Annotated in this window: 15 protein-coding genes; 5 read left to right on the top strand and 10 right to left on the bottom strand. The window is 73.9% G+C overall.

What is annotated here, in order from left to right; all coding sequences use genetic code 11:
- The 3 genes from WA762_RS21445 to WA762_RS21435 form a co-directional block, all read right to left on the bottom strand.
- Window positions 1–312: thiamine pyrophosphate-binding protein (locus WA762_RS21445; protein ID WP_335937557.1), on the bottom strand; the 312-nt coding region annotated here is incomplete at its 3' end.
- A gap of 224 nt (window positions 313–536) precedes the next feature.
- Window positions 537–3,329 carry a putative bifunctional diguanylate cyclase/phosphodiesterase gene (locus WA762_RS21440; RefSeq protein ID WP_335937566.1) on the bottom strand — a complete coding sequence of 931 codons (2,793 nt, stop codon included), beginning with the start codon at window positions 3,327–3,329 and terminating at the stop codon, window positions 537–539.
- A 469-nt stretch (window positions 3,330–3,798) separates the two neighbouring features.
- The gene (locus tag WA762_RS21435) at window positions 3,799–4,749 is read right to left on the bottom strand and encodes a 2-hydroxyacid dehydrogenase (protein ID WP_335937556.1); all 951 of its coding nucleotides are present in this window, start codon (window positions 4,747–4,749) and stop codon (window positions 3,799–3,801) included.
- A 162-nt stretch (window positions 4,750–4,911) separates the two neighbouring features.
- Here WA762_RS21435 and WA762_RS21430 point away from each other — a divergent pair, with 162 nt between their 5' ends.
- From WA762_RS21430 to helR, 4 genes are all read left to right on the top strand, one after another.
- Complete coding sequence (locus WA762_RS21430) at window positions 4,912–5,904, top strand: aldo/keto reductase (RefSeq protein WP_335937554.1); 993 nt, start codon at window positions 4,912–4,914, stop codon at window positions 5,902–5,904.
- Between the two features lie 117 nt (window positions 5,905–6,021).
- Window positions 6,022–7,272 (top strand): PQQ-dependent sugar dehydrogenase, encoded by a 1,251-nt coding sequence (locus WA762_RS21425; RefSeq protein WP_443080646.1) that lies wholly within the window; start codon window positions 6,022–6,024, stop codon window positions 7,270–7,272.
- Window positions 7,273–7,293: 21 nt separating this feature from the next.
- Entirely contained in the window at window positions 7,294–7,653 is a 360-nt protein-coding gene (locus WA762_RS21420; RefSeq protein WP_443080645.1) for a DUF6191 domain-containing protein, read from the top strand.
- A gap of 837 nt (window positions 7,654–8,490) precedes the next feature.
- Window positions 8,491–10,638, top strand: a complete 2,148-nt coding sequence (helR, locus tag WA762_RS21415; RefSeq protein ID WP_335937552.1) for an RNA polymerase recycling motor ATPase HelR — start codon at window positions 8,491–8,493, stop codon at window positions 10,636–10,638.
- 128 nt (window positions 10,639–10,766) lie between these two features.
- Here helR and WA762_RS21410 read toward each other — a convergent pair whose 3' ends face one another.
- The 3 genes from WA762_RS21410 to WA762_RS21400 all read right to left on the bottom strand — a co-directional run bounded on the left by WA762_RS21410 (window position 10,767) and on the right by WA762_RS21400 (window position 13,744).
- Window positions 10,767–11,858, bottom strand: a complete 1,092-nt coding sequence (locus WA762_RS21410) for an alpha/beta hydrolase (RefSeq protein ID WP_335937551.1) — start codon at window positions 11,856–11,858, stop codon at window positions 10,767–10,769.
- 75 nt (window positions 11,859–11,933) lie between these two features.
- The gene (locus tag WA762_RS21405; protein WP_335937550.1) at window positions 11,934–13,190 is read right to left on the bottom strand and encodes a serine hydrolase domain-containing protein; all 1,257 of its coding nucleotides are present in this window, start codon (window positions 13,188–13,190) and stop codon (window positions 11,934–11,936) included.
- A 326-nt stretch (window positions 13,191–13,516) separates the two neighbouring features.
- On the bottom strand, window positions 13,517–13,744 hold the full coding sequence (locus WA762_RS21400; RefSeq protein WP_335937548.1) for a hypothetical protein: 228 nt from the start codon (window positions 13,742–13,744) through the stop codon (window positions 13,517–13,519).
- 224 nt (window positions 13,745–13,968) lie between these two features.
- Here WA762_RS21400 and WA762_RS21395 point away from each other — a divergent pair, with 224 nt between their 5' ends.
- Entirely contained in the window at window positions 13,969–16,608 is a 2,640-nt protein-coding gene (locus WA762_RS21395; RefSeq protein WP_335937547.1) for a helix-turn-helix domain-containing protein, read from the top strand.
- On the opposite strand, the gene WA762_RS21390 is transcribed toward WA762_RS21395, so the two are convergent.
- The 4 genes from WA762_RS21390 to WA762_RS21375 all read right to left on the bottom strand — a co-directional run bounded on the left by WA762_RS21390 (window position 16,592) and on the right by WA762_RS21375 (window position 23,895).
- Window positions 16,592–18,871, bottom strand: a complete 2,280-nt coding sequence (locus WA762_RS21390; protein ID WP_335937545.1) for an MMPL family transporter — start codon at window positions 18,869–18,871, stop codon at window positions 16,592–16,594. The two genes, WA762_RS21395 and WA762_RS21390, sit on opposite strands and share 17 nt — an antisense overlap.
- A 253-nt stretch (window positions 18,872–19,124) precedes the next feature.
- The gene (locus WA762_RS21385; protein ID WP_335937544.1) at window positions 19,125–20,135 is read right to left on the bottom strand and encodes a hypothetical protein; all 1,011 of its coding nucleotides are present in this window, start codon (window positions 20,133–20,135) and stop codon (window positions 19,125–19,127) included.
- A 214-nt stretch (window positions 20,136–20,349) separates the two neighbouring features.
- Window positions 20,350–22,476, bottom strand: coding sequence for a phosphocholine-specific phospholipase C (locus WA762_RS21380; RefSeq protein WP_335937543.1), 2,127 nt, complete (start codon window positions 22,474–22,476; stop codon window positions 20,350–20,352).
- Between the two features lie 159 nt (window positions 22,477–22,635).
- Complete coding sequence (locus WA762_RS21375; RefSeq protein WP_335937542.1) at window positions 22,636–23,895, bottom strand: SLC13 family permease; 1,260 nt, start codon at window positions 23,893–23,895, stop codon at window positions 22,636–22,638.
- Between the last annotated feature and the right edge of the window lie 378 nt (window positions 23,896–24,273).

Genomic DNA, 24,273 nt, shown 5'->3' with positions numbered 1-24,273 from the left:
GGTGGCGCCGGGACCCGAGGTGGCCATGCACACGCCGACCTTGCCGGTGGCCTGCGCGTAGCCGGTGGCGGCGTGACCCGCGCCCTGCTCGTGACGGACGAGCACGTGGCGGACCCGGGTGGAGTCCATCATCGGGTCGTAGGCCGGGAGGATGGCGCCGCCGGGAATGCCGAATACCGTGTCGGCGCCCACTTCCTCGAGAGAGCGGATGAGGGACTGCGCACCCGTGACGTGCTCAACGGTGGCGGCGGAGGATCCGCCGTTACGGGCCCGCGGCTGGGGATGGTGGGCCCCGGTGGCCTGCTCGGTCATCGGCATTCTCTTCTCGAAGCTGAGGGTTGGTGCGGGGGTGTTCTGCGACGGTTTGCGTGGTTCCAGTGCAACAAAAAACCCCTCGTGCCGGAAGGCAAGCGAGGGGAGCGCGTCGGTGGGTTCTGCAGAGTGCCATCGAGGGACTCTGCTCAGCCGACGCGCTGTCCAAGTACGAGAATTCGGGTGCGCATGGCATTGACCCTCTCTCCGACGCACAGGGCGTGTCAAGTGGGTGGGACGGGCGTCTCAGCATGTGAGCCGTTGAGGAACGGAATCGAGCCGCCCGTCAGCACCGGCCGGGCGGGGGCGGCGCCGGGCATCGGGAAGGCGCCGCGGGCCAGCGCGCGGCGCAGCCGGTACTCGTCGAGCGGGCCGGAGAACGCCATGCCCTGGCCGTGGGTGCACCCCATGGCGCGCAGGGCCAGGACCTGCTCCGGCACGTCGACCCCGTCGGCCACGGACTGCATGCCGAGGTCGCAGGCGATCCGCAGCAGGCCGCTGGTGATCTTGTGGAGCCGGGCGGACTCCACGACTCCCTCGACCAGCCCGCGGTCCAGTTTGAGCACGTCGATGGGGAGGCGGCGCAGGGCGTTGATGGCCGCGTAGCCGCTGCCGAATCCGTCGAGGGCGATGCGGACGCCGAGGCGGCGGAGCGCGACCAGGCGCTGTTCGAGTTCGTCGAAGGGGACCCGGTGGTCGCTGTCGGCCACCTCGATCACGAGGGAGCCGGAGGGCAGGCGGTGCCGGGTGAGCAGGGCCTCGATGGAGCTGGTGGGCGCGGCCTTGTCGAGCAGTCTGCGGGCGGAGAGCCGCACCGAGACGGGGACCGGGTGTCCGGCCCTGGCCCGGTCGGCGGCCTGCTCGACGGCCTCCTCCAGGAGCCAGCGGCCGAGCTCGGCGGTGCGGTCGCCGTCCTCGGAGACGCGGAGGAACTCGGCGGGGGTGAACAGGATGCCCTGGGCGGACCGCCAGCGGGCCTGCGCGGCGACGGCCGCGACGGCGCCGGTGGCGAGGTGCACCACCGGCTGGTGGAGCAGGGCGAACTCGCCGTCGCGCAGGGCGTTGCGGAGCCGGGCGGCCAGTTCGGAGCGGCGGACGACCTCGGCCTGCATCTGGGGGGCGTACAGCTCGACGCGGTTCTTGCCGCCCGCCTTGGCCCGGTACATGGCGAGGTCGGCGTTGCGCATGAGGTCGCTGGGCGTGATGCCGGGCTCGGCGAAGGCGACCCCGATGGACGCGGCCACCCGGACGTCGCCGGCGCCGACGCCGACGCGGTAGGGCTGGGAGAGGGTGAGGCGGAGCCGGTCGGCGATCTCGTGGACCTGGCATTCCCGGGCGGACTGGTCGCCCGCGCCGTCGCCGAGGATGATGGCCGCGAACTCGTCGCCGCCGAGGCGGGCGGCGGTGTCGCCCGCCCGGACGGACTCCTGGAGACGGCGGGCGGCCTGGACGAGGAGCTCGTCGCCCGCCTGGTGTCCCAGCCGGTCGTTGACCGCCTTGAAGCCGTCGAGGTCGATGAAGAGCACGGCGGTGCCCGCGTCGCCGGTACGGCGGCCGCCGAGGGCCTGCCGGACCCGGTCGGTGAACAGGGCGCGGTTGGGCAGGCCGGTGAGCGGGTCGTGCTCGGCGTTGTGCTGCAGCTGGGCCTGGAGCCGCACCCGCTCGGTCACGTCGCGGCTGTTGAGGATCAGCCCGCCCTGGTGGCGGTTGACCGTGGACTCGACGTTGAGCCAGTCGCCCGTGCCGGACCTGAAGCGGCACTCGATCCGGGTGTTCGGCTCCTCGGCGGGCGGCGCGGCGAGGAACCGGCGCAACTCGTGGACCACGCGCCCGAGGTCGTCGGGGTGGATGATCGAGGCGAGCTCGGTGCCGACCAGGTCCTCGGCGTCCCGCCCGTAGACCCGCGCGGCGGCCGGGCTGACGTAGCGCAGCACGCCGCTGGGGGCGGCGATCATGATGACGTCGCTGGAGCCCTGGACCAGGGAGCGGAAGTGGTTCTCCTTCTGGGCCAGTTCCTGGGTGAGGGCGATGTTGTCGACGAGCATGATGGCCTGCCGGACGACCAGGGCCAGCGCCACCGTGCAGCCGGTGAAGACCACGACGCGGTCGACCGTGCGGCCCTCGATGACGTTGTAGAGGATGCCGAGGGTGCAGACCGCGGCGGCGAGGTACGGCGTGAGCGCGGCCAGCGAGCCGGCGATGGGGTGGCCGGCCTGGCGCGGCGCCTCCACGGGCGGGAGGTCGTCGTCCGCGGCGCTCCGCGCGCCCCAGGGGGCGTAGGCGAGGAGCAGCGAACCGGCGAACCATCCGGCGTCCAGCAACTGGCCGGAGTGATAGCTCTGCCGCAGCAGCGGCGAGGTGAACAGGGCGTCGGACAGGACCGTCAGGGCGAGCGCGGCGATGGCGGTGTTCACCGCGGAGCGGTTGACGCTGGAGCGGCGGAAGTGCAGGGCCAGCACCATGGAGACGAGCACGATGTCGAGCAGCGGGTAGGCGAGCGAGAGCGCCGCCCGCGCCACGCTCACCCCCTCGGTGTCCGCGAGATGCGCGGTGTGGGCGAGGGCGAGGCTCCAGGAGATGGTCAGCAGCGAGCCGCCGATCAGCCAGGAGTCCAGCGCCAGGCAGAGCCAGCCGGCCCGGGTGACGGGGCGTTTGGCGAGGACCAGCAGCCCGACGACGGCGGGCGGCGCGAAGCAGAGGAAGAAGAGGTCGGCGAGGGAGGGGCTGGGCACCCGCCCCCCGAGCACGACCTCGTACCAGCCCCAGACGGCGTTGCCGCCGGAGGCCATGAGCGAGGAGACCGAGAACAGCAGCCAGGCGGGCCGGCAGCGGTCGCCGTCGGCACGCGCGTAGAGGAAGCAGGAGACGGCGGCGATCAGCGCCGCGGCGCTGAGGCCGAAGTCCCCCATGAGGAGCGCGAGCTCCGGAGAGCCCCAGCCGAGGGCCGCCCCGACCGCGTAACCGCCGCAGACGAGCCCGAGCAGGATCTGCGAGACCATCGCGCCGGTGCCGCCCATGGCCGACCGGCGGGCCAGGAACGCCCCGAGGGCGTCGGTCGGCGCGCTCACCGGCGCGCACCCGGCGCCGCGGGGCGCCCCGCCCGGACCCGGCCGCCCCGGCACTCGCCGCCGCGGGGCCGGACGGCCCGCCGCGCGGCCGGGGCCGCCGGGCCGCGGCCGGTGCGCGAACAGCTCTCCGCTCCGGCGCCGCGCACGGAGGTGTGCCCCCGGGCGGGCGGCCGCCGCCCGGGCAGAGAGCCCGGCCGCCGTCGGCCGCCGTGCCGTGTCGGATCGTTCGCCCCTCGGCCGTGCATCGCCCGTCGCCCCCTCGTGTGTTGCGTCCTCCCCGGCACCGTCCCTCCTCGGCGCAGCGCCCCTTTCGGGACGATACACCAGACTAGTCACTCAGGGACATAGCTTATCTACTCTGCGTGACGATCAAGGGCGTTGCGGGGACGGAGAGCAGTCATACGAGCCCGTAGCGTGGTCAGCCCGTGGTGCGCACGACGTTCCGCAGCGGCTCGCCCGCGGCGAAGCGGGTCAGCTGCTCGGCCATCAGGCGCCTGGCACGCGGCAGGAAGGCGGAGGAACTGCCGCCCACGTGCGGGGAGACGAGGACGTGGGGAGCATGCCAGAGCGGATGGCCGGCCGGCAGGGGTTCCGGATCGGTGACGTCGAGGGCGGCGCGCAGCCGTCCCGACCGCAGTTCGGCCAGCAGCGCCCCGGTGTCGACGACGCCGCCCCGGGCGACGTTCACCAGCAGCGCGCCGTCCGGCATCGCGGCCAGGAACTCCGCGTCCACCAGCCTCTGGGTGGACGGGTTCAGCGGGGTGGACAGCACGACGACGTCGGCGCGGGGCAGGAGCGCGGGCAGGTCGGCGAGCGCGTGCACCGGCCCACGCGCCGTCGTGCGCGCGGAGCGTGCGACCCGTGCCACCCCCGCGCACTCGAAGGGCGCGAGCCGGTCCTCGATGGCGGCCCCGATCGAGCCGTATCCGACGATCAGCACGGACTTGTCGGCGAGCGCGGGGTAGAAGCCGGACCGCCACTCCTCCCGGTCCTGGCCGCGGACGAATCCGGGGATGTCGCGCAGGGAGGCGAGGATCAGGGCGAGCGCGAGTTCGGCGGTCGACGCCTCGTGCACCCCCTTGGCGTTGCACAGCCGCACTCCGGCGGGCAGCAGTCCGAGGCTCGGCTCCACGTCGTCGGTGCCCGCGGTGAGCGTCTGCAGGACCCGGACCTGGCTCATGGCCGCGAGCGGGCGGATCGCGGTCTCGGCGCCCGACATGTACGGCAGGACGTAGAAGGCGCAGTCGGCCGGGTCCGCCGGGTAGTCCCGCGCACCGTCCCAGAAGTGGTAGGCGAGGCCGTCCGGAAGCCCTTCGATCTCGTCGGCGGGGTACGGCAGCCATACGTCGGGGATCTGCGTCGAAGTCATGGTCGGAAGGCTACGGGGTCCGCTCGTCGCCTCTCCCGGGAGCGCCGCGGCGGCCCCCGGGAGGGGCGCCGGGAGGCCGCGGCGGGGGCGGTGGCCGGCAGAGGTTACTTTGGGGTGCGTTGTTGGTCCCGTGACGGCGGGACCGAAGGAGGGTTCGGGGAGTTGGAGCGCAGGAGTCTCGGTTCGGCGGCGCTCGCCGTGGGGGCGGTCGGACTTGGCTGTATGCCGATGAACTGGGCGTACAGCGCCTCGCAGCAGCGCGGGGACCGGGCGTTGCGCACGGTGCACGCCGCGCTCGACGCGGGCGTCCGGCTGCTCGACACCGCCGACATGTACGGCCCCTTCACCAACGAGCTGCTGGTGGGCCGGGCGCTGAAGGGCCGCAGATCCGACGCCTTCGTCTCCACCAAGTGCGGCCTGCTGGTGGGCGATCAGCACATCGTCGCCAACGGCCGCCCCGGCTATGTGCGGCGGGCGTGCGACGCCTCGTTGCGCCGGCTGCAGACCGATGTGATCGACCTGTACCAGCTGCACCGGCCCGATCCCGAGGTGCCGGTCGAGGAGACCTGGGGCGCGATGGCGGACCTGGTGACGGCCGGGAAGGTGCGGGCGCTCGGGCTGTGCGCGGTCGGTGCGCGGGCCTCGCGCCGGCCGGGGTCCCGGATGTACGACGAAACGATCCGTCAGCTGGAGCGGGTGCAGCAGGTCTTCCCGGTGAGCGCGGTCGAGGCCGAGCTGTCGGTCTGGTCGCCGGAGGCGCTGGAGTCGTTGCTGCCGTGGTGTTCGGCGCGGGGCGTGGGGCTGCTGGCGGCGATGCCGTTGGGCAGCGGGTTCCTGACGGGCACGCTGACTCCGGGGCAGGGCTTCGAGCCGGACGACCTGCGGGCCAGGCACCCCCGGTTCACGGCGGAGATGATGGCCGCGAACCAGCCGGTGGTGGTCGGGCTGCGGCGGGTCGCCGAGCGGCACGGGGCGACCGCCGCGCAGGTGGCGCTGGCGTGGGTGCTGCGCCAGGGTCCGCACGTGGTGCCGGTCCCGGGCGCCAAGCGGGAGCGGTGGGCGGTGGAGAACGCGGGCGCGGCCGGGCTGCGGCTGACCGACCGGGACCTGGCGGAGATCGCCCGGCTGCCGGCGGCCCGGGGTTCCTGGGACTGACCGCCCGCCCGGGTCGGCCACGCGGGAAATCGGCCGGGACGGGCGCCCCGGGGCCGGACGCCGGTGTAAGAAAACGGTGTCCGGGTGGTCGTCGAAGGCGTTGAAGGGACCGGTGCGGTGCGCGGTGTTCTGTTCGGAACGGTACGAGGCCGGGGCCGCCGCGGGCGGCGTGCCGCCGTGCGGCGCGGGGCGGTGGCCGCGCTGGCCGCGGGGCCGTTGCTGCTGGTGACGGCGGGGTGCTCCCCGCAGGCCGGCCCCGGCGGCCCGGGGGACGTCGGCGGCGTGTCGTCGCCCGGCCGCACCGAGCCCTCCGCGTCCGGCCCGTCGGCCGCGCCGTCGGCGTCGGTCGACCCACCGCCCGCGAAGGGCTCGGTGCGGGTGCTCTCCACGCTCACCGAGGGCCTCGACTCGCCGTGGGGGCTGGCGGAGCTGCCCGGCGGCGATCTGCTGGTCTCCTCGCGCGACCGGGGCACGATCACCCGGATCGACGGGAGGAGCGGCAGGAAGACCCTGCTGGGCTCCGTGCCGGGGGTGGCGCCGGGCGGGGAGGGCGGACTGCTGGGCATCGCGGTGTCCCCTTCGTACGGTTCCGACCATCTGGTCTACGCGTACTTCACGACCGCGTCCGACAACCGCATCGCGCGCATGCAGTACGACGAGCACGGCACGACGCCGGGCCGGCTGCTGGGCGCGCCGGACACGATTCTGCGGGGCATCCCCAAGGGCACGCTGCACAACGGCGGGCGGATCGCCTTCGGGCCGGACCGCATGCTGTACGCGGGCACCGGGGACACCGGAGACGGCGAGCTCGCGCAGGACCGGAAGTCGCTGGCCGGGAAGATCCTGCGGATGACTCCGGACGGCCTGCCGCTGCACGGCAACCCGGAGGCCGACTCCGTGGTGTATTCGTACGGACACCGCAATGTGGAGGGGCTCGCCTGGGACGACCACCGGCAGCTGTGGGCGTCCGAGTTCGGGCAGGACACCTGGGACGAGCTGAACCGGATCGTGCCGGGCGGGAACTACGGCTGGCCAAAGGCCGAGGGCAGGTCCGGGAAGAAGGGGTTCGTCGACCCCGTGGCGCAGTGGAGGCCGTCCGAGGCGTCCCCCAGCGGGATCGCCTTCGCCAGGGGCTCGATCTGGATGGCGGCCCTGCGCGGCGAGCGGCTGTGGCGCGTTCCGCTCGCCGGCGAGGGGGCCCGGGAACCTCTGGCGCCCCCGCAGCCGTTCCTGAAGGGGAAGTACGGCCGCCTGCGCACCGTGCTCGCCGCGGGCGGCGGCAGGCTCTGGCTCGTCACGAGCAATACGGACACGCGCGGCACCCCGAAGCCAGGGGACGACAGGGTCCTGGTGCTGGAGGTGCGGTAGCGACGACAGCGGGGAAAGGGCGTGCGGCTGGTGTTCAACTTCTTCGAGGAGATATTCGCACCGGGCCGCAGGCATGTCGCCGAGGAGCGGAAGCGGCTGGAGCTGACCCGGCTCGACGTCCTCGCGGGCGACCCGGCGCGCGGGCCGATAGACCTGGCCTCCGGCAAGGTGGTCGTCCGGGCCCCCGGCCACGACGACGGGCCTCCGGCGGAACGGGACACACCGCCGGAGACGGACGGGGCCCCGGCCGCCGGGGCGGATCACGGCCCGGCGGCCTGGGCAGCGCCGCGCGGCGTGCCCGGCACCGGCCCGGGCGCCGGCGCCGTTCCACGCGGAGAACCGGACACCGGCCCGCACTCCGGGCCCGGGACGGGGTCGTAGCGGGCACGGGCGTGGCGGGCGCGGGGTCGTAGCGGTCGCGGGCGTAACGGCCGCGGGCTGCGGGGTCTTGGCGGTCGCGGGCGTAGGGTCGCGGGCCGCCGGATCGTGGCGGGCGCGGGATCGTAGCGGCCGCGCGCGTAACGGCCGCGGGCTGCGGCGCGGCCGGACCGGTCGGCGGCGTCCGCGAGGCTGTGGGCGAGGGTCTCGGTGAGGGCGGCGTACTCGTCGGCGCGGCCGATGAACGGGCATCTGGGCCGGGTCTCCACGCCGCCGAGCATCATGCACGGGACCGGGGCGCCTCGCACGCGGAACGGGGGCGCGCCGTCCCCGAGCTGCGGCCGGGCCGTCGCGCACGGCCGGAAGAGGACGCGCACGGCCGGAAGAGGGCGCGTATTGCTGGAAGAGCGCGCGCACGGCCGGAAGAAGAAAGAACGAGGAGACCCGCTCCTCGCCACATCCAACCTATAGCGCACCGGGGGCCTTGCGGCAAGGCCCCCTTCCTGGCGCAGAATCACCGGCCGAGAGCGGAATCCGCAGGCAGGGGGCGCGAAACCGCTGACCGTCGCGGCCCGCCGGAGCGGGCCGCCGTGCCCGTACGTCCCCCACGCGCAGTCCCCCGCCCCGCCGGGCCCGGAAGCCCGGGCCCCGAGAACCCGAGAACCGACGACCCGAGAACCCACACGCCCCGCGCCCCGGACCGGCGACGGCCATGGACCGCGCCGGGCGGAGCGCCGCCCGTCCCGGACCGGCGCGCCGCACCACGCCGGCCCGCCCGGACGCCCTGCCGCGCGCACGGCCGCGAACGCCCGCGCACGCCCTCACATCGGAGCTGATGACGTGAACCCCCTGACCACCAGTGCGTTCGACCTTCCCGACCGCCTCTCCGCCAAGGCCGACCCGGCGCTGATCGCCGATGACGAGCGGCACTTCGCGGCGATCGCGGAGTGCCTGGAGCAGTCGATCGCCGAACTGTCGGAGCGGCTCGCCGCCGAACGCAGGGCACCCGGCGGCGCGGGCCGGCAGGCGATGGACCGGGACGCGGAGATCCACCGGCTGACCGCCCGGCTGCGCACCCTGCGCCGCTTCGGCCTGGACCTGTGCCTCGGGCGCATGGTCGGCGCGGACGGCTCGGAGCCGGTGTACGTCGGCCGGCTCGGCCTGACGGACGGCGCGGGGCGCCGGCTGCTGACCGACTGGCGCTCCCCCGCGGCCGAACCGTTCTTCGGGGCCACCCACGCCCGTCCCATGGGGCTGGCGAGCCGCCGCAGATACCGCTGGAACGGCGGCCGGATCAACGACTACTGGGACGAGGTGTTCACCCGGGACGGGTTCGCCGGACATGCCGCGCTCGACGACCAGTCCGCGTTCATCGCCGGCCTGGGCGACAACCGGTCGGCCCGGATGCGGGACGTGCTCGGCACCATCCAGGCCGATCAGGACGCCGTCATCCGGGCGGGCTCCCGGGGCGCGCTCGTCGTCGACGGCGGTCCGGGCACCGGGAAGACCGTCGTGGCCCTGCACCGTTCCGCCTACCTGCTGCACTCCGACCCGCGCCTGGGTCGTCGCCGGGGCGGCGTGCTGTTCGTCGGCCCGCACCAGCCCTACCTGGGTTACGTGGCCGACGTCCTGCCCAGTCTCGGCGAGGACGGGGTGCGGATCTGCACCCTGCGGGACCTCGTCGACGAGGGGGCCGGGGCGACGGTCGAGACCGACCCGGAGGTGGCCCGCCTGAAGTCGTCCGCCGACCTGGTGAAGGCGATAGAGGCGGCGGTCCGGTTCTACGAGGAGCCGCCCGTCGAGGGGATGACGGTCACCACGCCCTGGTCGGACATCCCGCTGAGCGCCGGTGACTGGGCCGTGGCCTTCGAGGCGGCGGAGCCCGGCACGCCGCACAACGAGGCGCGCGACCAGGTCTGGGAGGAGCTGCTCGCCCTCCTGGTGGACAAGCACGACGGCGACGCCCCCCACGACCGGCTCCGCGCGTCGCTGCGGCGCAACCGGGAGCTGCTCACGGCCTTCGACCGCGCCTGGCCGCTGCTGGAGGCGGCCGATCTCGTCGGGGACCTGTGGTCGGTGCCGGCCTATCTGCGGATGTGCGCCCCCTGGCTCGGCCCCGACGAGGTCCGAAGGCTGCGGCGCGAGGACGGCGGGGCCTGGACGGTGTCCGACCTGCCGTTCCTGGACGCGGCGCGGCAGCGGCTCGGCGACCCGGAGGCGTCGCGGCGCAGGCGGCGGCGGGAGGCCGCTCTCGCCGCCGAACGCGAGCACATGTCGAAGGTCGTCGACGCCCTGCTGTACTCCAACGACGACGGCGAGGGGGTGGTGACGATGCTGCGCGGTCAGGACATGCGGGACGCCCTGGTCGACGGCTCCGTGCCGCCCGGCGGCGAACCCGACCTGCTGGCCGGTCCGTTCGCGCACATCGTGGTGGACGAGGCCCAGGAACTGACCGACGCGGAGTGGCAGATGCTGCTGCTGCGGTGTCCGTCGCGGAGCTTCACCGTCGTCGGGGACCGCGCCCAGGCCAGGCACGGGTTCACGGAGTCGTGGCGGGAACGGCTCGAACGGGTCGGGTTCGACCGGATCGGCCTCGCCTCGCTGAGCGTCAACTACCGGACGCCGGAGGAGATCATGGCCGAGGCCGAGCCGGTCATCCGGGCCGCGCTCCCGGACGCCAACGTGCCGGTCTCCGTCCGCAGCGGCGGCGTCCCCGTCGTCCACGGGTCCGCTTCGGACCTGCGCCCGGTCCTGGACGCCTGGCTCGCCGCCCACGCCGAGGGGACCGCCTGCGTCATCGGCGATCCCTCGTTCCGGGCGACGCCCCGCGTCCGGTCGCTGACCCCGGAGCTGGCCAAGGGCCTCGAATTCGACCTGGTCGTCCTCGTCGGCCCGGAGGCGTTCGGCACGGGCGTCGAGGGAGCGGTCGACCGTTATGTCGCGATGACCCGGGCGACGCGGCAGCTCGTCGTCCTCACCGGCCCCTGACGCCCGCCCGCCGCCGGTCCGCAGGCCGGATGACGCCCGGATGCCGCCCGGACGTCACCGGTCCGCCGGCCCCCGCCGCCGGCCGGGCCGGTGGCGGGGGCCGGCGCCCGTCGCGCGTCGCCGGGGGCTCAGCCCGCCCTGTCGAACGCGGTCCGGAGCCGGGCCATGTAGTCGGCGAGGGCGGGGGCCCAGCAGCCGTAGTTGTGCCCGCCGTCGCAGGTGGGAGCCAGACCGCTGCCGTCCCCGTAGTTCACGAGACGGCTGTTCAGCCCGATCTGGTCCGCGCGGGACTTCACATGCTCGGCGGCGATCGCGGTGAAGTGGTCGATGAGCCCCTGGTCACCGGTGTAGAGCGTCAGCTCCGTTCCGGCGAGCCGGGCCAGGTTGGCCGGGGCGGCGGGGTTGACGGCCTTCCAGACCCTGTCCGCGCCGAGGACCGGGTACGGGGAGCCGTAGACCGCGTCGCTGTCGACCGTGGGCCCGTATCCGGTGCACTGGCCGGTGCCCGACGGGGTCGAGGTGCTGACGGCGCACCACGCGCCCGTGAGGTTGAGCTCCGTGGCCAGGACCGCCCCGCGGACCTCCGCCATGTCGAAGTCGACGCCGCCCGAGAGGGAGGCGGCGTGACCGAAGAGGTCGGGGCGGGACTCGGCGTAGTGCAGGGCGCCGGAGCCGCCCATCGACAGGCCGACGACGGCCCGGTGGGCCCGGTCCGCGACGGTCCGCAGGTTCGCGTCGATGAACGGGACGACCTGGTCGAGGTGGAACCTCTCCCAGTTCGCCGCGCCCACGACGGTGTTCTGCATGACCCAGTCGGTGTACCAGCCCTTCAGGCCGCCGTCCGGGACCACGGTGATCGCGGATTCCGAGTGCAGTGCCGGAGCGGCCGCGGCGTCGTCCACGTTTCCGCCGCCGCCGTGCAGGAAGTACACCACCGGCCATCGCCTGCCGGGGTCGGACCAGTAGCCGCTGGGCAGGAAGACGCGGATTCTGTGCGGGCCCTTCACCTGCGGGGTGGTCACGGTGATCGTGAAGTCGGCGCCGGAGCGCGTCTCGGCGCCGCCGGGGACCTGGGTCAGCCCGAATCCGTCGGACAGTACGGGCGGGGCGGAGCCCTCGGCGTGCGCGGCCGGCGTCGCGAGCGCCGCCGTCATGGCCATCGCGGCGGCGACGACGGCCGCCCTCGCGTGCGTTCTCCAGGCGTACAGCGTTGATCTCATCGGTGGTCCTTTCGCAGAGCCTGTCGTTTCTCATGGTTGCCGCAGGAGCGGATGCCCTTCAGGGCTTCGGAGGACTCAGAGCGCGCAGAACGCGTCCGTCATGGCCTTGCCCGTATCGGCCTGCCCCTTCGTTCCGAGGAGCATGTGGAACTCGTTGTTCGCGTGCAGCGCCTGCTCCGAGCCGTCCTCGCTGGAGAGCCACTCGCTGAAGTAGCCGAGCACCGCGCCGTTGTGGCCCCACGCCCACTTCCCGCAGGGCAGCTTGAGGTGCTGGATGCCCAGGCCGTAACCGGCGGTGCCCTCGGCGTTCACCGGCACCGTGGTCTTGAGCTCGGCCAGCTGCGCGGGCGCCAGCAGCTTCCCGGTCAGCAACGCCCGGGAGAACGCGGCCAGGTCGTCCAGCGTCGAGACGATCGCGCCGGCGCTCCCGGTGACCTGGACGTTGGAGACCGTGCCGTCGCCGACGAGGAGCACGCGCAGTACGTAGCCGTGCAGGTAGTTGCCGTACAGGGCGGGGTCTTCGGTGGGGAAGCCGGTGTCGCGCAGACCGAGGGGCTCGATGATCCGCCGCTGGACCTCGGTGGCCGGGTCCGAGCCGGTGACGGCCTTGATCACCATGCCCGCGAGCACGTAATTGGTGTTGGAGTAGCCGAACTTCTCCCCCGGCCGGGACCCGGGCGCGCTGCGGGCGAGGGCGATGTCGACCAGGGACTGCGGCGCGATGGCCTGCCTCGGGTCGGTGTTGAGGTAGTACGGGGTGGACACCTGCGGGGCGCCGAGGTAGTCGGGCAGGCCCGAGGTGTGGTTGAGCAGCTGACGGATCGTGATCCGTGCCCCGTCGTAGCCGTTGGCGGCGACGGCCCCCGGCAGCCACCGGGCGACGGTGTCGTCCAGCGAGAGCCGGTGTTCGCCCTCCAGCTGGAGCAGCACGGTGGAGATGAACGCCTTGGTGTTGCTGCCGATCCGGAACTTCGCTTTCGGGTCGGCGGGCGCCTTGGTGGACAGGTCGCCGACGCCCGCGGACACGTACTGGGCCGTGTCGCCCTGACGCACCATGCCGATCACGCCCGGGTATCCGTCGGCGATCCCCTTCTGGGCGCCGGCCCGCAGGATGTCGGCCGGGGACGGGTCGACGGCGGCCGCCTGGCCGGCGCCGGCCATCAGCAGGCAGGTGGCGACGGCGGCTGTCAGCAGCCGGCGACGCCGCCTCGCCCGCGGCAGGGACCGGCCGGACGTGCCGTCGGTTCCGGTGCCGGCTCCGGATCCCGCTCCCGTGCCGGAACACGTGGTGTCGGTCGACGTACGGGGCAGGGAACCGGTGAACTCGCTCATGTGTTTCTCTCCTTCTCGACTGGATGTCGGCGAATGTCGGTGGATGCCGGGGCGGCCGGGCGGCCGGGCGGCCGACAGGCGCGCTCCGGCCGCCATGGGGATCGACGGGAATTCGGTTTCGGCGCGGATTCGGATCGACGGGCACGGATTACGGGCGGCCCCCTAAGGGCTGTCCCGTAATCCGTGGTGGATCAGCGCGCGGCGTCGGATGTGGTGCATCGCAAGGCGGAGGGGCGCCCGCATACTGGACGTATGCGGGCGTTCCGACAACGCCGCGAGGCGCCGCAGCTGTCGTCGCACGCCCGCCAGGGATCACGGGACAGCCCCTAACGGCCGCACGAGGCCGCGATCATCAGCACCAGGACGATGATTCCGATCACCGCGAAGCATCCGCCGCCGCTCTCCGGGTTCTTCCGGTTGGCCTCCACATGACCTCCGGGAGGAATTCCGGGGTGGTTCCTGGTGTAGTGGTCGACCTGACGCTGTTCACCCTCGGATTCGCTGACCCACGGCGTCTTGAATCCGCATTCACCGCACCAGAAGCGGTATGCCATGACGATTCCTCCTGTCGCGTGTACGTGTGCGCGGGGTGTGTCCGGGAACCGGCCCCGCGCGGTGCCCCGCGCCGCGCCGCCGCAGCGGTCGGCACATCTCCGATCGTGGTGTTCGCGCTGCTCGGCGGACAGGTCGGGGAGCGGTCACAGCGGACCGGTCATATATGACCGGTCGTCACGGTAGGCTCCTCGGCGACCGCGCTCGGTGGCGGAAGGGTGTCGAAGTGACGGAACAGCTCGGTGCGTTACTGCGTCGGCTGCGGGCCCGGTCGGGGCTGACGCAGGAGCAGTTGGAGGAACGCTCCGGGGTGAGCGTGAGCACCATCCGCAGGCTGGAGACCGGCCGTTCGAAGAACCACCGGGTGGGAACGCTGCACCTGCTGGCGGACGCCCTGGAGGCCGGACCGGACGACCGTCGCCGGCTCGCGGCCCTGATCGCGAGACTGCCGGCCGTACGCGATCCCGGGACGCCCGAACCGCCGCCCGAAGCGGCCGAATCGGCCGCTCCTTCGTCCGAACCGGATGCCGGGGAAACCGATTCCACGACCGTGGCGCCGAATTCACCGGCCGGCACGGCTGATTCGGCCGTGGCGGAACCCGGTGCGGAATCGAACGGGCCCCCGCCGCATTCCGCTCCGGCGGCCCGTGCCATGTCCCCGTTCCGCGGCCTGCTCGCCGACGCCGTGGAGGAGTTGGCGGCGGAAGTCGGGCGGCGCTGGCGGCGCGAGGAGGAACAGCGCCGAGTTCACGATCCCTATCCGCTCCCGGTGCGCTGGCGGGAGGCGCCCGAATCCCTGACGGACTATCCGGAGAACATTCAGCGCCGGCCGTCGGGGGCGACACCGCGCCGAATGGACCTGGACGGCGATGTGCGGAGCGTGGCCGGGTTCTACCGGGGAATCCCGTCCGGGCGGCTGGTGGTCCTGGGCCGGGCCGGTTCGGGAAAGTCGATTCTGACGATCAGGTTCGTCCTGGACTATCTGGACCACCCGGTGGAATCGGGTCCCGCCGCCAAGGTGCCGGTGATCTTCAGTCTCGGTTCCTGGGATCCGACGGCGGTCACGTTACGGGACTGGCTGGTCGGCCGCCTGGAGCGCGACCATCCGCATCTGGCCCGCCGCGCGCCCGGCGGAGGGCCGCTGGCCGCCGCCCTGGTCGACGCCGGTCTCGTGCTGCCGGTCCTGGACGGCTTCGACGAGATCGCGGAGGGGCTGCGGACCGCCTCGCTCGAGGAGCTCAACAGCACCTCCCTTCCACTCGTCCTGACCAGTCGGCGCGCCGAGTTCGCGGAGGCGGTCCGGGCGGCGGGGGCGCCCCTGGTCTGGGCGGCCGGCATCGAGCTGACCGACCTCGCCCTGAAGGACCTCGTGGCCTACCTGCCCAGGACGGCCCGCGCGATCCTGCGCGGCGACGCCCACGGCGTCGCCTGCGGAGGCGACGGCCGCGAGCACCCTGCCCGGGACACCGGCGAAGGCCGCGACACCGACGCCGGCGAGGGGCACGGGCGCGGCCGGAAGGGCACGGCGTGGGATCCGGTCCTGGACGGACTGCGGGCCGGGGAGGGAGGGGTGGACGTTCCCCTCGTCAGGGTCCTCAGCACCCCGCTCATGGTCGCCCTGGCGCGGACGATGTACAGCGAGGCGCCCGGCCGGGACCCGGTGGAGCTGCTGGACGCCAAACGGTTCCCCGACGAGAACGCCCTGGAGGAGCATCTCCTCGCGGGCTTCGTGCCGACGGTCTACCGTCGCCACGCCGTCGGACCCGCCGTCCCGGGCCGTCGCCCCGTCGAGCCGGGCGGCAGCCGGAACCCGGGCCCGGAGCGCGCCGAACGATGGCTCGGCCACCTGGCCCATCATCTGTCCCGGCCCGACCGCGACCAGCAGGACCTCGCGTGGTGGCGCATCGGGGCCTCGCTGCGGCTGTCCACCCGGGTCGCGGCGACGGCGACGGCCTCGGCGCTCTGCGTCGGGGTGTCCGCGTGGCTCGTCGCCCAGCTCCTCACGCCGTTCGCGCTCGCCGAGAACCTGCTGCAGGGAGCCCTGATCGGGGCGGTAGCCGGGGTCGCCTTCGGGGCCGTGCACGCGGTTCTGGCCCTGTTCGGCGCCGGGTCCTTCGAGCCGTCCCGGGTACGGCTGCGGCTGCCCGGCTCGGGGAAGAGCATCGGGCGGCGGCCGGTCCGCGTGTTCACCGCCCGGTTCGGGGCCGTGCTGATGGGCGGATTCGTGATGGGGGCCGGCTGCGCGTGCGCCCTCGCCCTCCTGCGCTGGATGTACCACGGGATCCCGCTGAGGAACGACCAGGTCATCGCGGGCACGCTCATCAACATGCTGGCCTTCGGGCTGATCTTCGGGGCGGGCGCCGGGCTGGTCTTCGGCCTGCTGGCCGTGCTCGAAGCACCGCTGGACGTCGCCTCGGCGGCCACCCCGGCCGGCCTGCTGGCCTGGAACCGCACGACCGTCGGCCGTCAGGTCCTGGTGGTCATCCCGATGCTCACCGTCGCGATCGCCCTCGGCGGGTATCTGATCACCGGCCTGCTGCGGAACTTCTTCGGTCCGATGGGCTGGGGGCTGGCGGACGGACTGCCCATCGGGGTCGTCGGCGGGCTCGGCGGCGCCTTCTCGTACGCCTTGTCCTTCACCGCCTGGGGTCAGTGGGTGGTGCTGTGCCGCGTGTGGCTGCCGCTGACCGGCAGGCTGCCCTGGAATCCGTTCGCCTTCCTGGACGACGCCTACCGCCGGGGCGTACTGCGCCGGACCGGTGCGGTCTACCAGTTCCGCCACCTACGGCTCCAGCACCATCTGGGCCGCTCGTACCGCGAACGGCAGGCCCGGTACGCCCCGGCCAGGTTCACCGACCGCGGGTAGCCGCCGCGTCCCCCGCGGGCCGTCGGGCCGGGGCCTTTGGGGGCCGCCCGTCGCCCCCGGCGGGCTCCGCCGCGTCCCCCGCCCGCGCCCCCTGCGCGGTCCTCCCGCGCGACGCGCCGCATTCGGGGGGCTCGATGCTGATCCGGGGCAGCCAGCGGTCCAGCCGCCGCGGCAGCCACCAGTTGGCGCCGCCGAGCAGATGCATCAGCGCCGGGACCAGCAGCGTACGGAGGACGAAGGCGTCGAGCGCCACGGCCGCGGCCAGCGCGATGCCGAACATGGCGATGACCCGGTCGCCGCTGAGGACGAACGCCAGGAAGACCGAAATCATGATCACGGCGGCGGAGTTGATCACCCGCCCGGTCTCGGCGAGGCCGACCCGGACCGCCCGCCGGTTGTCGCCGGTCTCCAGCCACTCCTCGTACATGCGCCCCACCAGGAACACCTGGTAGTCCATGGAGAGCCCGAAGAGCACGGACACCATGATCACCGGCAGGAACGGTTCGATCGGCCCGGGGCCGCCCAGCCCCAGCAGTTCGCTCCCCCATCCCCACTGGAAGACGGCGACGACGACCCCGAACGAGGAGGCGACGGCGGCGACGTTCATCACGGCGGCCTTGAGCGGGATGCCGACCGAGCGGAAGGCCAGCAGCAGAAGCAGGCAGCCGAGCCCGATGACCACGCCGACGAAGAGCGGGAGCTTGGCCAGGACGGCCCGGGCGAAGTCGTCGTACCCGGCCGTCACACCGCCCACATGGGCGCGGAGCGAGGTGTTCGCCTCGGCCGCCGGAAGGACCTCGTCGCGCAGCCGGTCGACGAGCTCGCTGGTGTCCCGCGACTGCGGCGACGAGGTCGGGACGACGGTGACGAACGCGGTGTCGCCGCTGCCGTTGTACGTGACCGGGCTCGCCGAGGCGACGCCCTCGGTGGCGCGCAGCGTGGCCGGCAGGCCGTCCATCGCGAGCCGGTCCCCGGCGCCGTCGAGCCGCGCCGCGATCGTCAGCGGGCCGTTGAAGCCGGGCCCGAAGCCGTCGGCCAGCAGGTCGTACGCCCGCCGGGTGGTGGACGTGGCCGGGTTGTTGCCCTGGTCGGAGGTGCCCGGGTGGAGGGAGAACACGGGCAGCGCCAGCACCGCCATCAGCACGGCGGCGAGCGAGCCGAGGAGCCTGGGGTGGCGTTCGACGAACGCGGACCAGCGGGCGGCGAATCCGGTGGGCAGTTCGGGCCGCGGCCCGTACGCGGCCAGCCTGGCGCGTTCGCGCCGGCTCAGTGCCCGCATGCCGATGAAGGAGAGCAGGGCGGGCAGCAGGGTCACGGACGCGGCCACGGTCAGCACGACGGTGAGCGAGGCCGCGATCGCCACCCCGTTGAGGAAGTCGAGCCGCAGGATGAGCATGCCGAGCAGGGCCACGCAGACCGTGGCCCCGGCGAAGACGACGGCCCGGCCGGTCGTCGCGACGGCGTTCCGCGCCGCCTCGGCGACCGGCAGGCCCCGGCGCAGTCCGGCGCGGTGCCGGGTGACGACGAACAGCGCGTAGTCGATGCCGACGCCGAGCCCGATCAGCATGCCCAGCATCGGCGCGAAGTCCGCGACGGTCATCGCATGGCCCAGCAGCACGATGCCCGCGTAGGCCGTGCCGACGGAGACCAGGGCGGTGGCGATGGGCAGCATGCTGGCGGCGAGGGAGCCGAAGGCGAGGAACAGCACGACGGCCGCGACGACGACCCCGATGACCTCGCTGAGGTGCACCGCGGGCGCCTCGGTCAGGGCGACGGCGGGCCCGCCCAGCTCCACCTGGAGGTGGGCGGCCCCGGCGGCCTTCGCCGTGTCCACGAGGGCCTGTGCCTGGGACGCCGGGATCTCGTCGGAGGGCCGCTCGAAGGTGACCGTGGCGTAGGCGGTGCGGCCGTCCGGGCTGATCTGCCCGGTCCCGGACTCCCCGTACGGCCCGGTGACGGCGCCGACCCCGGGCAGTTCCTCGACCGCGTGCAGGGTGCGGGTCATGGTCTGCCGCACGTCGGCGGCCCGCACGGTGGAGTCGTCGGTGTGCCAGACGATGGTGTCGGTGTCCCCGCCCAGGTCGGTGAAACCGTTCTTCAGGAGGTCGGCGGCCCGGCCCGCCTCCGTGCCGGGTACGTCGTACTGGTTGGAGTACGCGGAACCGGCGAAGCCCGCGGCGGTGGCCGTGCCTCCGAGCGCGAGGAGCCAGAGGAGGACGACGAGGAGGCGGTGCCTGATGCACCAGCGGGCGATGGCGGCCACCTGAGCGTGCTCCCTGACGGTTCGCGGGCGGTTCGCGGCTCTTCCGGCTCGCGGCTCGTCGGGACCGTACGGCACGGGTGGGTGGCGCACGGCGGAACGAGGCAGGGAGCACCCGTGAAGAACGCATGGCGTGGGTACGACCACTTTCGCAGCCGATGGTGATCCTTTGTCGCGTTCGTGGCGATACTCACAGGGCCGGTCCGCGCAGGACGCCTCGGCCGCGCCGCGGCGCGGCCTCCGCCGGACGGCCGGGTCAGGCCGTCCACTCCTCGTCCGGCCGGGCGGCAAAGGGCTCCGCGTCCAGGTGTGCCGTCTCGCCGGCGCCGAAGAGCCGGGCCACCGCCTCGCGCAGATGGTCGCGGGCCTCCACGGCGAGCTCACGCAGATAGGCGGTGCAGGTCCACGCCTCCAGCGAGGGCCCGAACCCGTCCTCGTACTCCTCGCGGAGGATGGTGCGGCCGCCCGGGCTCTGCAGCTGGATCCCGCAGGCGGCCTGCTGGGCGCTGTCGCGGAACGGGGCCGGGTGCTCGCCCTCCGCGTGTCCGCACGGCCTGTCCGGCAGCAGCGGAAGCACGGACTCCAGTCCCTTGATCATGTCGTCCAGCAGCGACCGCCGCTTGATCCGGCCCGAGGCCGCGTACCAGCAGGCGGCGTGAACGACGACGACATATCCGGCCAGGGTGGCCCGGGAGAGGTCGCCGGGCGGGGTCGTGTGGACGTCCAGCTCCCAGAACGGGTCCCCGTTGGGATAGTCGTTGAGGACTTCGTCCAGGCCGCTGATGTTGCTCCGGTGCTCCTCCGGGACGATCTCCGGAATGCCGTCCGCGCTGCCCGGGAGGATCACGTCGGCGGCGATCCGCGCCCACCCGGCCGCGTTGCGGGGGCACGCCTCGGCCGCGTCCCGGGCGTCGGGCGGCGTCCGGACGGACGGCGCGCCGGCCAGCGCGTCCGCGTCCGTGCCCCAGCCCGCCAGGGCCTCGGCGTACGGATGGGCCGGGTGCCCGCAGCCGGCGCCCTCCGGCGCCCGGCCGTCCAGGGCCTCGGCGGCCGAGACGAGCGCGTCCACCACGGCCCGCTCCACCGGGGCGCCGCGCCGCCCGAGGACGTACGGCGCCGCCCCCACCAGCGCGAAGACCAGCGGAACCGCCTGCTGACCGGCCGGGTCGGCGGCGAGCAGACGGGCGTGCTCCAGGACGGCGGGGTCCCCCTGTCCGGGAGCGGCGTCCGTCGCGGCCTCGGCCCTTGTCTCGATCGGTTCACTCATGATCGGGAGAACGCGGGGCGCGGACGGGCGGTTCCGCTGATATCGAACTTCCGTACGATCTATCGCCCACAGGTCCGGCGGCCGGACGCCGGGCCGAGTCCCCGCCGCCCCGGCCCCGTCCGCGCTCCCGCTCCCCCGCAGCCCTCAGCCCTCTGCCCTCGGCCCTCGGCCCTCGGCCGCCAACCGTCAGCCGTCAGCCGTCAGCCGTCAGCCGTCAGCCGGAGACGCTCGCCCGGCCGTTCTCGATGTGTCCCATGAGCCGCCGCCGGAACGCGCCGTCCCCGTCCACGGTGACCTCCACGTCGTACCAGCCGTGCGCGTCCGCCGCCGAGTGCACCACCGTACGGCTGCGCCCCGGCTTGACCTTGACGGTACGGGTCCAGTCGCGCAGGTCCGCCTCCTCGACGTACCCCAGCGGCCGCACGGTGAAGGTGAGCGCCGTCCGCCCGTTGTTGCGCAGGGTGAGGTGCAGGTCCCGCTCGTGCGCGTCGATCCGCGAGCCGACCTCGGCCCCCGCCGAGGCGCCGCCCCGCGCGGGTCCCGCGAACTCGCGCCGGAAGCCGTTCGGTCCCGTCACGGTGAACCGGTACGCCGAGCCGTTGACGGGCACCGCCCACTGCGCCGTGCCCTTCACGTCCCGGTGCTGCGGCACGGGGAACTCGCCCGCGTACGGGTAGAGCGCGAAGTGCGCCGAGGAACGGCCCGTGTTGCTGAGGGCCACCCGCACCTCGCCGCCCACCAGCCTGGCCTGCGCGTCCGGCTGGTAGGGCAGCGGGCGGGCCGGACGCGCCCCCGGCTCCTGCGCCGGCATCCGCTGCACGAGCGGCGGCTTCGGCGCCCAGCGTCCGCTGAACGGCGGGATGGCGCCCGGCTGTTCGACGTCCGGCCGCCGCCGGGTGCGCGTGAAGTCGAACGCCGAGGTGAGGTCGCCGGTGACGGTGCGTCGCCAGGCGCCGATGTTCGGCTCCTTCACGCCGGTCCAGCGCTCCAGGAACCGGATGACGGAGGTGTGGTCGAAGACCTCGGAGCAGACGTAACCGCCCACGGTCCACGGGGAGACGACGAGCATCGGCACCCGCATCCCGAGGCCGGTCGGCTTGCCCTCCCACTGCTCCTCGGCGACCTCGGGCGGCGCGACCGGCGGCGGCACATGGTCGAAGAAGCCGTCGTTCTCGTCGTAGTTGATGATGACGGCGGTGTGCCGCCACACCTCGGGGTGCCTGCCCAGCGCGTCCAGGATCTTGTAGACGATCGTCGCGCTGTGGACCGGCGAGGAGACGCTCGGGTGCTCCGAGTCGACGGCCGAGGGCACCAGGTAGGAGACCTCGGGCAGGGTGCCCGCCGCCACATCCCTGGCGAACTCGTCGGCCAGCTTCCCGGTCTCCACCCGGCGCAACGCCCGCTCGAACAGGCTGCGTTCGCGCTTGTCCAGGGTGGCGACGCCCTCTTCGAGCAGGCCGAACAGCCGCTCCCGCTCCGCCGCGTCCGCGTCCCGGACGGCCGAGTAGAAGGACTCCATGTAGGTGTGGCCGCCGGTCCTCGCCAGCGCCTTGCGGGCGACGGCCTTGAAGGTGGCGAAGAACTCGATCTGGTTGTCGGTGAAGTTCTCCCACTCGGTGTACGTGCGCCAGCTGCGGCCCGCCTTCTCCAGCCGCTCCGCGTAGGTGCCCCAGTCGTACCCGGGGTGCGTGCCCTCGTCGTACGCGTCGTTGCCGACGGCCCGCTTGCCGTTCGGCTCGTCGCCCGTCTTCCCGCTCCACAGATGGTTGCGGTTGGGGCTGGTCGAGGAGTGGATCGAGGAGTGGTAGGCGTCGCAGACCGTGAAGGTGTCGGCCAGTTCGTAGTGCAGCGGGATGTCGCGGCGGTCGTAGTAGGCCATGGTGGCGGCCGTCTTGGCGCTCACCCAGCCGTTCATCCACCCGCCGGCCCACGCCCTGCCGCCGCCGCTCCAGGAGTGGTCGAGCGCGCCGATGTACTGGAGGTCCTTCTTCTGCGTCTCGGCGGCCCCGCGCACCGGGAAGGGCAGCACGGACGCGCCGAGCGGGGCGGGCTGCTCGAAGACCGGCCGGCCGGAGGGCAGCTCGACGGCGTTGCGGTCGCCGAAGCCGCGTACGCCCCTGAGCGTCCCGAAGTAGTGATCGAAGGAACGATTCTCCTGCATCAGGATCACCACGTGCTTGATGGCCCTGAGCCCGTCGGCGCCATCGGACCCGGCCGGGTGCGCCGGCTGCGCGGCCATCGCGGCCTGCAGCGACGGCGGCAGCAGCGACCCCGCCGCCGCGGCGCCGAGCGCACCGCCACCGAGCGCGAAGAGCCGCCGCCGTGAGATGTCCGTGGTCAAGTGAGCCTCCCGAGTCCGGTCGTACAGCCGGGAAGGTAATCACGACAGGTGGCCCCGGGAAGGACTCCGTACGGCTCGGTGGTGAACGTCCAACACGTCGGCCGGAAAGTCCAACCGCCGGACCCGTATGAGAGGCGGGGCCCGGCGCCCCGCTCCGCCTCACACCCCGATCACCCTCAGCGCGCCCCACAGCGCCGCCGTCGAGAGGCCCAGCGTCGCCGGCACGGTCAGCAGGCCGAGCCGGGTGAAGTGGCCGAGTTCCGGCGCGGCGTCGTGGCTGTGCAGGATGCGGCGCCAGAGCAGGGTGGCGAGCGAGCCGACGTAGGTCAGGTTCGGGCCGAGGTTCACGCCGATCAGGGCCGCGAGCACGGGACCGGGCCCGGCCGCCGCCACGACCGGGAGCAGGGCGAGGATCGCGGGCAGGTTGTTGATCAGGTTGGCGAGCACGGCCGCCACCACGGCCACCGCGAGCAGGGCGGGAAGCGACGAACCGTCCGGGAGGAGGGCCCCGATCCCGGTGCCGAGTCCGTGCCCGACGACGGCCTGGACGACGATGCCCAGCGCGAGCACGAACAGGCAGAACAGCGGGTGCGCGGAGCGCACGAGCCCCGTGACGGTGGTCTCGCGCTTCGCCAGCGCGCGCACCGCCAGCACCCCGGCCCCGGCCAGTGCCGCCCACAGCGGCTCCGCGCCCGCGAACGAGGTGACGACGAAACCGGCCAGGGTCAGCGCGAGGACGACGAGAGTGAAGACGGGGACGCCCGGCCGGTCCTCCTCGGGCGCCGCCCGGTGCGCGCCCGCGGCCAGATCGGCGGCGAAGAACCGGCGGAAGACGGCGTACTCGACGGCGACGGCGACCACCCACGGCAGGGCCATCAGCGCGGCGAAGCGGGTGAAGGAGAGACCGCTCGCGGCGAACGCCAGCAGATTGGTGAGATTGGAGACGGGCAGCAGCAGGGACGCCGAGTTCGCCAGGTGCGCGCAGGCGTAGACGTACGGCCGGGGGCGGGCTCCGACGCGGGTCACGGTGGCGAGGACGACGGGGGTCAGCAGGACCACGGTCGCGTCCAGGCTCAGCACGGCGGTGATCACCGAGGCGACGACGAACACCCCGCCCAGCAGCGGCCCCGTCCGGCCGTCGCACATCCGGGCGACGAGATCGCCGGCGGCCCGGAACAGCCCCTCGTCCGCGCAGAGCTCGGCCAGCATCAGGATCGCCGCGAGGAAGCCGACGACCGGCAGCAGATCGGCCACCCGGTCCCGGGCCTGCGGCCACGACACCGCGCCGATCGCGGTCACCAGCAGGGCCGCGGGCACGGCGGCGGTCGCCTCCGGCAGTCCCCGGGGGCGTACGACGGCGAAGACCAGCACGCCGAGCAGCAGCACGGCGGAGACGATTCCGACGGTGACGTGGTTCAACGGACTGCGGGCTCCCCGGACGGGCGACGTGGACGCCGGTCGGGTGACCGGGCGGCGGTTGGGGCGGTGGGCGGGTGACGCGGACGGCGACCGGAGGACGTGAGCGGCGACCGGAGCGGCAGCGGCACGGACAGCGGTTCGGGCGACGCGGCCGACCACAGGATGACAGGCGCGGGCGGAGCGAGCGGGCGCCCCGGGCCGGGGCGTGAGCGGGCGCCCCGGCCCGGGGCATGGAGCGGGCGCCCCGGCCCGGGGCATGGAGCGGGTGCCCCCATACGGGGGCGTGAACGGGCGCGGTGGGGGCGCGTGAGCGGGCGCTCCGGCCCGGGGCGCCGGGCCGCGGTGTGCATGGACGCTCCGGGCCGGGGCGTGAGCCGG

It is taken from the genome of Streptomyces tyrfis, from assembly GCF_037034285.1.
Classification (GTDB): domain Bacteria; phylum Actinomycetota; class Actinomycetes; order Streptomycetales; family Streptomycetaceae; genus Streptomyces.
This window is presented reverse-complemented; position numbering and strand designations above follow the sequence as displayed.